The sequence below is a fragment of the Pseudomonas sp. GW821-FHT01A09 genome, assembly GCF_058986725.1.
The window spans coordinates 1-15,211 of record NZ_JBYSWB010000012.1 but is presented as its reverse complement, the minus strand read 5'-3'; the positions used below and the strand labels follow the sequence as shown (position 1 = coordinate 15,211).

Genomic DNA, 15,211 nt, shown 5'->3' with positions numbered 1-15,211 from the left:
CCATGACCGATATCCAGAACAAGAACTACATCATCGCCCTTGACCAGGGCACCACCAGTTCGCGGGCGATCATCTTCGATCGCGACGCCAATGTGGTCTGCACCTCGCAGCGCGAATTCACCCAGCATTACCCGCAGCCGGGTTGGGTCGAACACGATCCGATGGAAATCTTCGCCACGCAGAGCGCGACCATGGTCGAAGTGCTGGCCAAAGCCGGCCTGCACCATGATCAGGTTGCCTGCATCGGCATCACCAACCAGCGCGAAACCACCGTGGTCTGGGAGAAGGAAAGCGGCCGGCCGATCTATAACGCGGTGGTCTGGCAGTGCCGACGCAGTGCCGAGATCTGCCAGCAGCTCAAGCGCGACGGCATGGAGGAATACATCAAGGCCACCACGGGCCTGGTCATCGACCCCTATTTCTCCGGCACCAAACTCAAGTGGATTCTGGACAACGTCGAAGGCAGCCGCGAACGCGCGCGCCGCGGCGAGCTGCTGTTCGGCACCGTCGATAGCTGGCTGATCTGGAAATTCACCGGCGGCAAGACCCACGTCACCGACTTCACCAACGCCTCGCGCACCATGCTGTTCAACATCCATACGCTGGAGTGGGACGCCAAGATGCTCGAAACCCTGGACATCCCGCGCGAGATGCTTCCAGAGGTCAAGTCGTCCTCCGAAATCTACGGCCGCACCAAGAGCGGCATCGCCATCGGCGGTATCGCCGGCGACCAGCAGGCGGCGCTGTTCGGGCAGATGTGCGTAGAGCCAGGCCAGGCCAAGAACACCTATGGCACCGGCTGCTTCCTGTTGATGAACACCGGCTCCAAGGCGGTCGAGTCCAAGCACGGCATGCTCACCACCATCGCCTGTGGCCCTCGCGGCGAAGTCGCCTACGCATTGGAAGGCGCGGTATTCAACGGCGGCTCCACCGTGCAGTGGCTGCGCGACGAGCTCAAACTGGTCAACGATGCCTATGACACCGAGTACTTCGCCAGCAAGGTCAAGGACAGCAACGGCGTGTATCTGGTACCGGCCTTCACCGGCCTGGGCGCGCCCTACTGGGACCCGTACGCCCGTGGCGCGCTGTTCGGGCTGACCCGTGGGGTCAAGGTCGACCACATCATCCGTGCCGCACTGGAATCGATCGCCTACCAGACCCGCGACGTACTGGACGCCATGCAGCAGGATTCCGGCGAACGCCTGAAGGCACTGCGTGTGGACGGCGGCGCAGTGGCCAACAACTTCCTGATGCAGTTCCAGGCCGACATCCTCGGCACCCACGTCGAGCGCCCGCAAATGCGCGAGACCACGGCACTGGGCGCGGCGTATCTGGCGGGTCTGGCCTGTGGCTTCTGGAAGAGCCTGGATGAGCTGCGCGGCAAGGCCGTGATCGAGCGCGAGTTCGAGCCGCTGCTGGACGATGCGGAAAAAGAGAAGCTCTATGCCGGCTGGCAGAAAGCGGTCGAGCGCACCCGCGACTGGGAACCGCACGACGCCGATTGATTGCGGTTCGCCACGGTGGCGAGGGGGCTTGCTCCCGATACGGTGCTGTAGTCGACTCATCTGTAGCTGACACACCGTATCGGGAGCAAGCCCCTCACCACAGGGTTGGCAGCCACGCTGGCTCTGACACTCAACCTGCGGCATCATGGGGGAATTTGTACGGCAGCCCGAAGGAATGCCCATGAACCTGCCTCCGCGCCAACAACAAATCATCGAACTGGTCCGCGAACGCGGCTACGTCAGTATCGAAGAAATGGCCCAGCTGTTCGTCGTGACCCCGCAGACCATCCGCCGCGACATCAACCAGCTTGCCGAGAGCAACCTGCTGCGTCGCTACCACGGCGGTGCGGCCTACGACTCCAGTATCGAAAACACCGCCTACGCCATGCGCGCCGATCAGATGCGCGACGAAAAACAGCGCATCGCCGAAGCCATCGCCGCGCAGATTCCAGATCACGCCTCGCTGTTCATCAACATCGGCACCACCACCGAATCCATTGCCCGCGCCCTGCTCAACCACAACCAGCTGAAGGTCATCACCAACAACCTGCACGTGGCCTCCATCCTCAGCGGCAAGGATGATTTCGAAGTGCTGTTGGCCGGTGGCAACGTGCGCCGCGACGGTGGCGTCGTGGGCCAGGCCAGTGTCGATTTCATTAACCAATTCAAGGTCGATTACGCGCTGGTGGGCATCAGCGGCATCGACGAAGACGGCAGCCTGCTGGACTTCGACTATCAAGAGGTGCGGGTGTCTCAGGCGATCATCGCCAACGCGCGGCAAGTCATCCTCGCCGCCGACTCCAGCAAGTTCGGGCGCAACGCCATGGTTCGCCTGGGGCCGATCAGCCTGATCGACTGCCTGGTGACCGATCAGCCACCCGTGGCATCGCTCACGCAGTTGCTGAGCCAGCATAAGGTCCGTCTCGAAGTCGTATGACCAACGGTGAGGGGCCCTCGCCCCTCCCGATCCAGGGCCCTTCGCGCCCGAAAATGTTCGTTAATGTTCCTTTCTCGCCTTCGCCCATCAATAAATTCAATCGAATTCGACTGGATACCCCTTCGCTATTGCGCTAGTATTTTCGGAATCGAACATCAATGTTCGAAATCACTCTAATAATTTTCGCCGCAATAACGCCCAGGAGGCTGCCCGATGCCCCATTCAACCGTGCCCACCCCACCGCTGGCCGAGGTTTACGACGTTGCCGTGATCGGTGGCGGCATCAATGGTGTCGGCATCGCTGCGGATGCTTCCGGTCGAGGCCTGTCGGTCTTCCTGTGCGAAAAGGACGACCTGGCCAGCCACACGTCTTCCGCCAGCAGCAAATTGATCCACGGCGGCCTGCGTTATCTGGAGCATCATGAATTTCGCCTGGTGCGCGAAGCACTGGCCGAGCGTGAAGTCCTCTTGGCCAAGGCGCCACACATCGTCAAGCCCATGCGCTTCGTGCTGCCGCACCGCCCGCACCTGCGCCCGGCGTGGATGATCCGTGCCGGCCTGTTTCTCTATGACCACCTGGGCAAGCGGGAAAAACTGCCAGGCTCGCGCAGCCTGCGCTTCGGTGCCGACAGCCCGCTCAAGCCCGTGATCAGCCGCGGTTTCGAATACTCCGACTGCTGGGTCGATGACGCACGCCTGGTGGTGCTCAACGCCATCGCCGCCCGTGAAAACGGCGCGCACATTCATACCCGCACCCGTTGCCTGAGCGCTCAGCGCGTGGGCAGCCAGTGGCTGGTGCAACTGGAACGCGCCGATGGCTCGCGCTTCTCGATCATCGCCAAGGCGCTGGTCAATGCCGGCGGACCCTGGGTCGCCAAGTTCATCCGGGAAGACCTGAAACTGGATTCTCCCTACGGTATCCGCCTGATCCAGGGCAGCCACCTGATCGTGCCCAAGCTGTACGAGGGCGAGAACGCCTTCATTCTGCAGAACGAGGATCAGCGCATCGTGTTCGCCATTCCTTACCTGCAGCGCTTCACCATTCTGGGCACCACCGACCGCGAATACACCGGCGATCCGTCCAAGGTTGCCATTACCGAGGGCGAGACCGACTACGTGCTGAACGTGGTCAACGCGCACTTCAAAAAGCAGCTGACCCGCGACGACATCATCACCACCTACTCCGGTGTGCGCCCACTGTGCAACGACGAGTCGGACAACCCGTCGGCCATTACCCGCGACTACACCCTGTCGCTCAGCGGTTCGGCGCAAGAGGCGCCGTTGCTGTCGGTGTTCGGCGGCAAGCTGACCACCTACCGCAAGCTGGCCGAGTCGGCCATGGCCCAGTTGGCGCCGTTCTTCAAGCAGATGACCGCGCCCTGGACCGCCAAGGCGACCCTGCCCGGCGGCGAAGACATGACCACGCCGCAGGCACTGGCGCAGACGCTGCAGAACCGTTTCGGCTGGCTCCCGCAGGGCCTGGCTCAACGTTGGTCGATCACCTACGGCAGCCGCGTCTGGCAATTGCTCGAAGGCGTGCAAGCGCTCAGCGATCTGGGTGAACACCTGGGTGGCGGCCTGTACAGCCGCGAAGTCGATTACCTGCGCAGCCACGAATGGGCGGTGGAGGCCCAGGACATTCTCTGGCGCCGCACCAAGCTCGGCCTGTTCACCACTCCCGACGAGCAGGCCAACCTGGCGCGCTACCTGGACAAGGCCAAGCAGGCCAGCGGCACGGTCGCCGCCTGACTCCAATTCCACTCTTGTAGCGAGGGGGCTTGCCCCCGAAAACCGTCAGACAGCCAAGGCATCAGCGTCTGACCATTTGATCGGGGGCAAGCCCCCCCGCTACAGTGGGGTACGTCGAGCGTTCGGATTTCCGAATGCTCCCACGCCAGGCATTCGCAAACCCGTACGAATCTCCCCCGCGCAACCTCCTCGCACTTAATAAAATCCCTTTCAAATCAATACAGAACCGGCCCGTGCACGGTCTGGCATGACTCCTGCTCTATGCTTTGCATCGGATGTTCTGCAGCAAGGCAGAGCGTTCGCCCGAGCGAGCCTGCGGGCTCCATAAAAAAAACAATGTTCGAGGAGTAGTCGATGCGTATCGTTCCCCACCTGTTGGGCGTTGCCATTACCGCCGCACTGATCAGCACCCCCGTATTCGCCGCCGAGCTCACCGGTACCCTGAAAAAGATCAAGGAGTCCGGGACCATCACCCTCGGCCACCGCGATGCCTCCATTCCGTTTTCCTACATGGCCGATGCCTCGGGCAAACCCGTGGGCTACTCCCATGACATCCAGCTCAAGATCGTCGAGGCCCTGAAAAAAGACCTGGACATGCCGGACCTGAAGGTCAACTACAACCTGGTCACTTCCCAGACGCGTATCCCACTGGTACAGAACGGCACCGTCGACATCGAATGCGGCTCCACCACCAACAACGCCGAACGCGCGCAACAAGTGGCGTTCTCGGTAGGCATTTTCGAGATCGGCACCCGTCTGCTGTCCAAGGAAGGCTCGGCCTACAAGGACTTCGACGACCTCAAGGGCAAAAACGTGGTGACCACCGCCGGCACCACCTCCGAACGCCTGCTCAAGTCGATGAACGCCGACAAGCAGATGGGCATGAACATCATCTCGGCCAAGGACCACGGCGAGTCCTTCCAGATGCTCGAGTCAGGCCGCGCTGTGGCCTTCATGATGGACGACGCCTTGCTGGCCGGTGAAATGGCCAAGGCCAAGAAGCCTGGCGACTGGGCCGTCACCGGCACCGCGCAGTCCTATGAAATCTATGGCTGCATGATGCGCAAGGGCGATGAGCCGTTCAAAAAGGCGGTCGATGACGCCATCAAGGCAACCTTCGCCTCAGGCGACATCAACGGTATCTACAACAAGTGGTTCACCCAGCCGATCCCACCGAAGGGCCTGAACCTGAACTTCCCGATGAGCGACGAGCTCAAGCAACTGATCGCCAACCCCAGCGACCAGCCCGCCCCGGAAAAAAAGCAGTAACAACTGACTGAACTCACTGGCCCGCCATCGCGCGCGCCAGTGAGCAACCGTGGCTCGCTACAGAGGGGAGACCCTATGAATTACAACTGGGATTGGAGCGTGTTCTTCAAATCCACCGGTGTCGGCAGCGAGATCTACCTCGACTGGTACATCGCCGGCCTGGGCTGGACCATCGGTATCAGCATCGTCGCCTGGCTGATCGCGCTGGTGCTCGGCTCGCTGTTGGGGGTGATGCGCACGCTGCCCAACCGCTGGGTGGCTGGCATCGCCACCGCTTATGTCGAACTGTTTCGCAATGTGCCGCTGCTGGTGCAGCTGTTCATCTGGTACTTTCTGGTGCCCGACTTGCTGCCGGAACATCTGCAGGAGTGGTACAAGCAGGACCTCAACCCGACCACCTCGGCCTTCCTCAGCGTGGTCGTGTGCCTGGGGCTGTTCACCGCAGCACGGGTCTGCGAACAGGTGCGCACCGGTATCGAAGCCCTGCCCCGCGGTCAGGAATCGGCCGCTCGCGCCATGGGCTTTCGCCTGCCGCAGATCTACTGGAACGTGCTGCTGCCGCAAGCCTATCGGGTGATCATTCCGCCGCTTACCTCGGAGTTTCTCAACGTTTTCAAGAACTCTTCGGTGGCCTCGCTGATCGGCCTCATGGAGCTGCTGGCGCAAACCAAGCAGACCGCCGAATTCTCCGCCAACCTGTTCGAAGCCTTCACCCTGGCGACGCTGATCTACTTCACCTTGAACATGGGCCTGATGCTGCTGATGCGCCTGATCGAGAAGAAAGTCGCGGTGCCCGGGCTGATCTCCCTGGGGGGTAAATAATGGACTTCAGTGGCATCATCCCAGCCCTGCCCGGCCTGTGGAACGGCATGCTGATGACCTTGCAGTTGATGGTCATGGGCATCGTCGGCGGCATCGTCCTGGGCACCCTGCTGGCGCTCATGCGCCTGTCGCCGAGCAAGCTGCTCTCGCGCATCGCCGGGGCCTACGTCAATTACTTCCGCTCTATCCCGCTGCTGCTGGTGATCACCTGGTTCTACCTGGCGGTGCCGTTCGTGCTGCGCTGGATCACCGGCCAGGACACCCCGGTCGGCGCGTTCACCTCTTGCGTGGTGGCGTTCATGATGTTCGAGGCCGCGTACTTCTGCGAAATCGTGCGGGCCGGCGTGCAGTCGATCGCCAAGGGCCAGATGGGCGCGGCGCAGGCACTGGGCATGACCTACGGCCAGACCATGCGCCTGATCATCCTGCCCCAGGCGTTCCGCAAGATGACGCCGCTGCTGTTGCAGCAGAGCATCATCCTGTTTCAGGACACCTCGCTGGTCTACACCGTCGGCCTGGTGGACTTTCTCAATGCTGCCCGCGCCAATGGCGACATCATTGGCCAGGCCAATGAGTTCCTGTTGTTCGCGGGTGCGGTGTACTTCGTGATCAGCTTCAGCGTATCGCTGCTGGTCAAACGTCTGCAGAAAAGGTTGGCCGTATGATTTCCATCAAGAACATCAACAAGTGGTATGGCGAATTCCAGGTGCTGACCGATTGCAGCACCGAAGTCAAAAAGGGCGAAGTGGTGGTGGTCTGCGGGCCATCGGGTTCGGGCAAGTCGACCCTGATCAAGTGCGTCAACGCCCTGGAGCCCTTTCAGCAGGGTGACATCGTGGTCGACGGTACCTCGATCGCCGATCCCAAGACCAATCTGCCCAAGCTGCGCTCGCGAGTCGGCATGGTGTTCCAGCATTTCGAGCTGTTCCCGCACCTGACCATCACCGAAAACCTCACCATCGCGCAAATCAAGGTGCTGGGCCGCAGCAAGGAAGAGGCCACGCAAAAGGGTTTGCAACTGCTTGATCGCGTTGGCCTCAAGGCCCATGCCCACAAGCATCCGGGACAACTTTCCGGCGGCCAGCAACAGCGTGTGGCGATCGCCCGCGCCTTGGCGATGGACCCGGTGGTGATGCTGTTCGACGAGCCGACTTCGGCGCTCGATCCGGAAATGGTCAACGAGGTGCTCGACGTCATGGTGCAACTGGCCCAAGAGGGCATGACCATGATGTGCGTGACCCACGAGATGGGCTTCGCCCGCAAGGTCGCCAATCGGGTGATTTTCATGGATCAGGGGCAGATCGTCGAAGACTGCCAGAAGGAAGCATTCTTCGGCGATGTCAGCGCACGCTCCGAGCGCGCCCAGCAGTTCCTGGCGAAAATCCTGCAACACTGACAGCCGCCCCTACCCCCCGTAGCGAGGGGGCTTGCCCCCGAATGGTTGACCAGCAATGAACAGGTCGCTGAGAGCATTTTCGGGGGCGAGCCCCCTCGCTACAGGTTTATGATGCTGGTCGGCCCAAGGCGACTGTGATGAAATGCGCTCCCTCTCAATTTCGCGCCGCGCCGCCCGATCTCGCCGTGAAACCCCGACTGATCCGCCAAGTGTTCCTGCCTCCCCTGCTGGTCGCCCTGATGCTCGGCCTGGGTTACCTCGGCTTCTGGATCAGCGATCGCGCCGGTATCCGTAGCCTCAGCGAAAGCGGCCAGCGCCAGCTGGAACTGCAAGCGCGGGCGGTCGAGAGCGAAATCAACCGCTACACCTACCTGCCCAGCCTGCTGGAGCTGGAAAACACCGTCTCGGCCCTGCTTGCGCACCCGGACGCCGACCACCGCGGCCCGGTCAACGAATACCTGGACGGCCTCAATCGGCGCAGCAACAGCCGCGCCATTTACGTGCTCGACACCAGCGGCCGGGTGCAGGCCAGCAGCAACTGGCGCGACAGCGACAGCTATGTCGGTGAAGACCTGGCCTTTCGGCAGTACTTCCAGGATGCCATCCGCGGCCTGCAAGGGCGCTTCTACGGCATCGGCAGCACCTCGGGCGAGCCCGGCTACTACCTGGCCCACGGCCTGGAACAGAACGGCCGGATCATCGGCGTGGCCGTCATCAAGGTGCAATTGCAGGCGCTGGAATCGCTGTGGCAACGGGCGCACCTGGAGACCTTCGTCAGCGACGAGAACGGCATCATCATTCTTTCCAGCGATCCCGAGCGCCGACTCAAATCGACCCGCCCGTTGTCGCCTGACATCAAGGAGCGCCTGGCCCGCAGCCTGCAGTACTACTGGACGCCGTTCTCGGAACTGCAGCCGCTGGCGCGGGAAACCCTGACCGATGGCATCGAAAAACTCACCTTCCCAAGCAACGACAGGTTGCACAGCAACACCGCGTATCTGGCCCAGAGCCAACCGCTGAACGACTCGCGCTGGCAATTCACCTTGCTCACCCCACTGCAGGACCAGCGCCGCGAAGCCATCATCCACGGTGTGCTGGTGGCGGTGGCCTTCGCCCTGTGCACCATCCTGCTGATCGCCTGGAACGAGCGGCGCAAGGTCATCGCCACCCGCTTGGCGGCCCGCGAAGCACTGGAAGAAGCCAATAACCTGCTGGAGCGGCGCATCACCGAACGCACCAGCGACCTGCGCGCCAGCAACGAGCGGCTCAAGGGCCAGATCCGCGAACGGCGCCAGGCTGAAGATACCCTGCGCAAGGCCCAGGACGAACTGGTGCAGGCCGGCAAGCTGGCGGCCATCGGGCAGATGTCTACCAGCATCGCCCACGAGCTCAACCAGCCGCTGGCGGCGCTGCGCACCCTGTCGGGCAACACCGTGCGCTTTCTCGAGCGCGGTGCCCTCGACACCGCCAGCACCAACCTGCGCACCATGAACGATCTGATCGACCGCATGGGTCGTATCACCGCCAGCCTGCGCGCCTTCGCCCGGCGCGGTGACGACAAGGGCCAGGCGTCTCTGACCGGCGCGATCGATGCCGCGCTGCAACTGCTGGAAGCGCGCTTGCAGGGCGTGCAGATAAACCGTGATGTGGCCGCCGCCCAGCTGCCCATCGATCAGACCCGCCTCGAACAGATTCTCGTCAACCTGATCGGCAATGCGCTGGACGCCATGCAAAGCCAGGCCGAGCCGCAACTGTGGCTGAGCAGCGAACTGGATCAGCAGCAAGCGTCCGGCAAATACCGCCTGCGGGTGCGCGACAATGGCCATGGCATCAGCGGCGAGGCCCGTGAGCACCTGTTCGAACCCTTCTTCACCACCAAGCCGGGCGACCACGGCCTGGGCCTCGGCCTGACGCTGTCGGCCAGCCTCGCCGCTGCCGCCGGCGGCCATCTGGGCATGGAAAGCTCCGGCCCCGACGGCACCGTGTTCATCCTCAGCCTGCCTTTGGGCACGCCCCTTTTGACGAGTCCCACAGCATGAACCAGCCCTTGAGCGTTTTGATCGTCGAAGACGATCCCCATGTGTTGCTGGGCTGCCAGCAGGCCTTGGCCCTTGAAGACATCGTCAGCGAAGGGGTCGGCAGCGCCGAGGAGGCGCTGGCGCGGATCGGCGACGACTTCGCCGGTATCGTCGTCAGCGATATCCGCCTGCCTGGCATCGATGGCCTGCAACTGCTCGACCAGTTGAAGGCCCGCGACCCAAGCCTGCCAGTCGTCTTGATCACCGGCCATGGCGACATCTCCATGGCGGTCGGGGCGATGCGCGCCGGTGCGTACGACTTCATGGAAAAGCCCTTTTCCCCGGAGCGCCTGGTCGATGTGGTGCGCCGCGCCCTGGAGCATCGCGGCCTGGCACGCGAGGTGAGTTCGCTGCGGCGCCAGCTGGCCGGTCGCTCGGCGCTGGAGACGCGCATCATCGGCCGCTCGCCGGCCATGGAGAACCTGCGCGAGCTGATCGCCAACGTCGGCGACACCTCGGCCAACGTGCTGATCGAGGGGGAAACCGGCACCGGCAAGGAGTTGGTCGCGCGCTGTCTGCACGACTTCAGCCGGCGTCAGGGCAACGCCTTTGTCGCACTCAATTGCGGCGGCTTGCCGGAGAGCCTGTTCGACAGCGAGATCTTCGGCCATGAAGCCAACGCCTTTACCGGCGCCGGCAAGCGCCGCATCGGCAAGATCGAACATGCCGATCAGGGCACGTTGTTCCTCGACGAGATCGAGAGCATGCCGATGTCGATGCAGATCAAGCTGCTGCGGGTGCTGCAGGAGCGCACCCTGGAGCGGCTGGGCTCGAACCAGAGCATCGAGGTCGATTGCCGGGTCATCGCCGCGACCAAGTCCGACCTGGAAGCGCTGAGCCAGCAGCGGCAGTTCCGCAGCGACCTGTACTACCGCCTCAACGTGGTGACCCTGGAGCTGCCGCCCTTGCGCGAGCGCCGTGAGGACATCCTCATGCTGTTCGAGCACTTCCTGCAATTGTCGGCATTGCGCTTCGACCGCGACCCGGCGCCGCTGGATGCCAGCACCGTATCGCGCTTGATGAGCCACGACTGGCCGGGCAACGTGCGCGAACTGCGCAACGTTGCCGAACGCCATGCGCTGGGCCTGCCGGCGTTCAAGAAGAGCGCCAGCGATGCCCTGCAGCAGCCGGCGAATTTCGCCGAGGCGGTGGAGGCCTTCGAGCGCAATCTGCTCAGCGAGGCGCTGCAGCGCAGTGGCGGCAATCAGAGCCAGGCCAGCCAGGAGCTGGGCATGGCCAAGACCACCCTGTTCGACAAGGTCAAGAAGTACGGCCTGGGCTGACGGCCGGGGCGGTCAGAGCCTCTGCCCCCTTACGCCAATTGGCGGCGCAACTGCCGCGCCGCCGCCACCATGTTCACTAGCGCCGCTTCGGTCTCGGGCCAGGCACGGGTCTTGAGACCGCAGTCCGGGTTGACCCACAGGCGCTCGGCCGGGATGCGCTGGATCGCCTTGGTCATCAGTTTGACCATCTCGGCGCTGTCGGGCACCCGCGGCGAGTGGATGTCATAGACACCAGGGCCGATGTCGTTGGGGTAGTCGAAGGCTTCAAAGGCTTGCAGCAGTTCCATGTCCGAGCGCGAGGTCTCGATGGTGATGACATCGGCATCCATGGCCGCAATCGCTTCGATCACGTCGTTGAATTCGCTGTAGCACATGTGGGTATGGATCTGCGTTTCGTCCCGCACGCTGCTGGCACACAGGCGGAAGGCCTCGACCGCCCAATCCAGATACGCCTGCCATTGCGCCCGACGCAGCGGCAAGCCCTCACGAAAGGCGGCTTCGTCGATCTGCACGATCTTGATGCCGGCTCGCTCCAGATCCACCACTTCGTCGCGAATCGCCAGCGCCAGCTGCTGCGCCTGCACCTGACGCGATACGTCTTCGCGCGGGAACGACCACATCAGCATGGTCACCGGCCCGGTCAGCATGCCTTTCATGACCTTGTCGGTCTGGCGTTGCGCGTATTCGATCCAGGCCACGGTCATGGCCTGCGGGCGGCTCAAATCGCCGTAGATGATCGCCGGCTTGACGCAGCGCGAGCCGTAGCTCTGGACCCAGCCGAAGCGGGTGAACAGGTAACCCTCCAGCTGCTCGGCGAAGTACTCGACCATGTCGTTGCGCTCGGCCTCGCCATGCACCAGCACATCCAGCCCCAGGCGCTCCTGTACCTGCACCGCGTGGCGGATCTCGCTGTGCATCGCGTCGGTGTAATCATTGGCCGAGAGCTTGCCTTGCTTGAACGCCTGACGCGCCAGGCGGATGGCCGAGGTCTGCGGGAACGAGCCGATGGTGGTGGTCGGGAAGGCTGGCAGTTGCAGGCGCGCACGCTGTGCTTCGATGCGCTGGGCGAAGGGTGACTGGCGCTGACTGTCGGCGGCAGTCACCGCTTTCAGACGCGCTTGCACTTCAGGCTTGTGAATGCGCGCCGATTGCTCGCGGCTCTGCAGTACCGCACGGCTGGCAGCCAGCGCTTGCAGCACGTGCGCAGCCTGGGGCGCGTCCAGCGCCTGGGCCAACAAGGCGATCTCGCCGCACTTCTGCACGGCGAAGGCGAGCCAGCTCTTGAGCTCGGCGTCGAGTTTGTCTTCACGGCCAAGGTCCACCGGGCTGTGCAGCATGGAGCAGGAACCCGCCACCCACAGATTGTTGCCAAAGCGCTGGGCGGCCTCGCGCAACAACGCCAGGGCCTGGTCCAGATCGCAGCGCCAGACGTTGCGGCAGTTGACCACACCCAGCGACAGCACCTTGTAACTGGGCAGGCGATCGAGCACCGCCGGCAGTTGCTCGGGGGCGCGCACCAGGTCCACGTGCAGGCCATCGACCGGCAGACCGGCAGCCAGCCCCAGGTTGTCTTCGAGACCGCTGAAATAGGTGGCGATCAGCTTCTTGAGGGGCGAGTACTGGAGGATGTGGTAGGCGCGCTCGAAGGCGTTTTTCCAGGCCTGCGGCAGGTCCAGGCCGAGGATCGGCTCGTCGATCTGCACCCACTCCACGCCTTGGCGGGCCAGGCGGCTGAGGATTTCGCCGTACACCGGCAACAGGCGTTCGAGCAGGTCGAGCTTGTCGAACTCGGCCCCCTTGGCCTTGCCGAGCCACAGGTAGGTCAGCGGCCCGATCAATACCGGCTTGACCTTATGGCCCAGCGCCAGCGCCTCGTCGACCTCTTCGAACAGCTGGTCCCAACTGAGCAGGAAGCGCTGGTCGGCGCTGAACTCCGGGACCAGGTAGTGGTAGTTGGTGTCGAACCACTTGGTCAGTTCCTGAGCGTATTGCGCCTTGCCGGGCTCACCGCCACAGCAGGTGCTGGCACCACGAGCCATGGCGAACAGCGTATCGAGGGTCGGTCGGCCGTCGGCACCCTTGAGCGTGGCGAAGCGTTCGGGGATGACGCCCAGCGCCAGGGAGTGACCCAGCACTTGGTCGTACCAGGCGAAATCGCCCACGGGCAGCAGTTCGATGCCGGCGTCCTTCTGCAATTGCCAATGACGGGCGCGCAGCTCGCGGCCGACGGCCAGCAGGCTGGCCTGATCGAGATCGCCCTTCCAATAGGCCTCCTGGGCCTTCTTGAGTTCGCGGTCGGCGCCGATGCGGGGAAATCCGAGGTTGTGGGCCAGTGCCATGAAATGTGCTCCCTGTAAAAGATGGCGCCATTGTCGACAGGGAAGACAACATGAGACAAACTCAATAAATTCGCTTTCAACTCAAATATCATTCATGGAGCACGACGGTGCTGGAAATTCGTCATCTCAAGACCCTGCACGCCCTGCGCGAAGCCGACAGCCTGGTGGAAGCCGCCGAACGCCTGCACCTGACCCAGTCGGCGCTGTCTCACCAGTTCAAGGAGCTAGAAGAGCGCCTGGGCATGCAGTTGTTCATGCGCAAGACCAAACCGATCCGCTTCACCAGTGCCGGGCTGCGGCTGCTGCAACTGGCCGACGCCGCCCTGCCGTTGCTGCGCGGCGCCGAACGCGATATCGCGCGGCTCGCCGGCGGCACTGCCGGGCGCCTGCACATGGCAATCGAATGCCACAGTTGCTTCCAGTGGCTGATGCCGACCATCGACCAATTCCGCGATGCCTGGCCCGAGGTGGAACTCGACTTGGCCTCGGGCTTCGCCTTCGCACCACTACCAGCCCTGGCCCGCGGCGATCTCGACCTGGTGGTGACGTCCGACCCGGTGGAGCTGGCCGGTATCACCTATGTGCCGCTGTTCACTTACGAGGCGATGCTCGCCGTGGCCAATCAGCACCCACTGGCCAGCAAGCCGTTCATCGTGCCCGAGGATCTGGCCAGTGAGACGCTGATCACCTACCCCGTGGAACGCGACCGCCTGGACATCTTCACGCGTTTCCTCGAACCCGCCGACATCGAACCCGGACAGGTGCGCACGGCCGAGCTGACGGTGATGATGATGCAACTGGTGGCCAGCGGCCGTGGCGTGTGCGGCATGCCCCACTGGGCCTTGCACGAGTACAGTTCGCGCGGCTATGTGAAGGCCAAGCGCTTGGGCGACAAGGGCCTGTTCGCGACCTTGTACGCGGCGGTGCGCACCGACATGCTCGATGCGCCGTACATGCGGGACTTTTTGCTGACTGCCAAGGACACCTCGTTCTCGACGCTGGACGGGGTCAGCGCGGCGCGTTGAGGACGGCCTGGCGCTGCAACGGCAGGATCAGGTCGCGGGTCAGCGGTGCCAGTTCAAGATGCTCGACCTGATCAATGTCGACCCAGCGCGCCTCTTCGATTTCAGCGGCGGGGTGCACGGCGCCGGCGCAGTGCAGGCGAAACAGCTCGGCGCGTACTTCGAATCCCGGCTCGTTGGCAGCTGGGGCGCTGAACTGGCCAAGATACTCCGCCTGCCGAGCCTCGATGGTCAGCCCCAGCTCTTCGAACAGTTCCCGGGCCAGCGCCTCGACAGGCTGTTCATGAGCCTCGATCTTGCCGCCGGGCTGCATGAAGGCGGTGGTGCCACGCTTGCGCACCAGTAGGGTTTGCCCTTGGGCGTCGAGCAGCAAGGCGGCCGCTATATGGATCATTTTCGGCATTGGGGGTTCGTCCTGAATGAAGGCGGCGCAGGATCGCATGAGGGGGCTTGATCGCCAAGGTCATAGCGGGATTTGCTCCAATTGTGTCGGGAAGGGTATTGAGGGTCACGACAGCAACATCAACGGCAACGGCAACGGCAACGGCAACGGCAACGGCAACGGCAACGGCTTGTAGGCGGTGGGATGGGGATTTGTGTGCAGGCCCTGCTTGCGCTCCAGCCTGGGCGGCGCCCCACATTGGCCCCTCGCTGACGCTCGGGGTTCCCGCGTTCCGGCTTCAGAATCGGTGGCACGCCGCGAATCGCCGTCCATGGCTCAGCGCGGCTCCCCCGGCATCCATGCCGGGGGACCACCGATTCAGAAGCCTCCACGCGGCCTGCTGGAGGGGCGCCGCCCAGGCTGGAGCGC

The 15,211-nt window shown here is 63.3% G+C and carries 12 protein-coding genes; 10 read left to right on the top strand and 2 right to left on the bottom strand.

Annotated elements, in window-relative coordinates; genetic code table 11:
- Positions 1-2: 2 nt before the first annotated feature.
- The 9 genes from glpK (at position 3) to aauR (ending at position 11,039) form a co-directional block, all read left to right on the top strand.
- Positions 3-1,505, top strand: a complete 1,503-nt coding sequence (gene glpK, locus AC3WJP_RS15205) for a glycerol kinase GlpK (RefSeq protein ID WP_493724226.1) — start codon at positions 3-5, stop codon at positions 1,503-1,505.
- A gap of 181 nt (positions 1,506-1,686) precedes the next feature.
- Positions 1,687-2,442, top strand: a complete 756-nt coding sequence (locus AC3WJP_RS15200) for a DeoR/GlpR family transcriptional regulator (RefSeq protein ID WP_493724227.1) — start codon at positions 1,687-1,689, stop codon at positions 2,440-2,442.
- Positions 2,443-2,655: 213 nt separating this feature from the next.
- A complete protein-coding gene (gene glpD, locus AC3WJP_RS15195) occupies positions 2,656-4,191 on the top strand; it encodes a glycerol-3-phosphate dehydrogenase (protein ID WP_493724228.1) in 1,536 nt (511 codons plus the stop codon).
- Between the two features lie 354 nt (positions 4,192-4,545).
- Entirely contained in the window at positions 4,546-5,460 is a 915-nt protein-coding gene (locus AC3WJP_RS15190; RefSeq protein ID WP_493724229.1) for a glutamate/aspartate ABC transporter substrate-binding protein, read from the top strand.
- A 75-nt stretch (positions 5,461-5,535) separates the two neighbouring features.
- Positions 5,536-6,282 carry an amino acid ABC transporter permease gene (locus tag AC3WJP_RS15185; protein WP_493724230.1) on the top strand — a complete coding sequence of 249 codons (747 nt, stop codon included), beginning with the start codon at positions 5,536-5,538 and terminating at the stop codon, positions 6,280-6,282.
- A complete protein-coding gene (locus AC3WJP_RS15180; RefSeq protein WP_493724238.1) occupies positions 6,279-6,947 on the top strand; it encodes an amino acid ABC transporter permease in 669 nt (222 codons plus the stop codon). Before AC3WJP_RS15185 ends, AC3WJP_RS15180 begins: the two co-directional genes overlap by 4 nt.
- Positions 6,944-7,678: an amino acid ABC transporter ATP-binding protein gene (locus AC3WJP_RS15175; protein ID WP_493724231.1), complete on the top strand. Its 735-nt coding sequence runs from the start codon at positions 6,944-6,946 to the stop codon at positions 7,676-7,678. The genes AC3WJP_RS15180 and AC3WJP_RS15175 overlap by 4 nt, the downstream gene beginning before the upstream one ends.
- A 137-nt stretch (positions 7,679-7,815) precedes the next feature.
- A complete protein-coding gene (locus tag AC3WJP_RS15170; protein ID WP_493724232.1) occupies positions 7,816-9,717 on the top strand; it encodes a sensor histidine kinase in 1,902 nt (633 codons plus the stop codon).
- Positions 9,714-11,039 carry a two-component response regulator AauR gene (gene aauR, locus AC3WJP_RS15165; protein ID WP_493724233.1) on the top strand — a complete coding sequence of 442 codons (1,326 nt, stop codon included), beginning with the start codon at positions 9,714-9,716 and terminating at the stop codon, positions 11,037-11,039. The genes AC3WJP_RS15170 and aauR overlap by 4 nt, the downstream gene beginning before the upstream one ends.
- Positions 11,040-11,068: 29 nt before the next feature.
- Here aauR and metE read toward each other — a convergent pair whose 3' ends face one another.
- Entirely contained in the window at positions 11,069-13,378 is a 2,310-nt protein-coding gene (gene metE / locus AC3WJP_RS15160) for a 5-methyltetrahydropteroyltriglutamate--homocysteine S-methyltransferase (protein WP_493724234.1), read from the bottom strand.
- A gap of 107 nt (positions 13,379-13,485) precedes the next feature.
- Here metE and metR point away from each other — a divergent pair, with 107 nt between their 5' ends.
- Positions 13,486-14,403, top strand: coding sequence for a transcriptional regulator MetR (gene metR, locus AC3WJP_RS15155; protein ID WP_493724235.1), 918 nt, complete (start codon positions 13,486-13,488; stop codon positions 14,401-14,403).
- On the opposite strand, the gene AC3WJP_RS15150 is transcribed toward metR, so the two are convergent.
- The gene (locus AC3WJP_RS15150; protein ID WP_493724236.1) at positions 14,387-14,803 is read right to left on the bottom strand and encodes an NUDIX hydrolase; all 417 of its coding nucleotides are present in this window, start codon (positions 14,801-14,803) and stop codon (positions 14,387-14,389) included. The two genes, metR and AC3WJP_RS15150, sit on opposite strands and share 17 nt — an antisense overlap.
- Between the last annotated feature and the right edge of the window lie 408 nt (positions 14,804-15,211).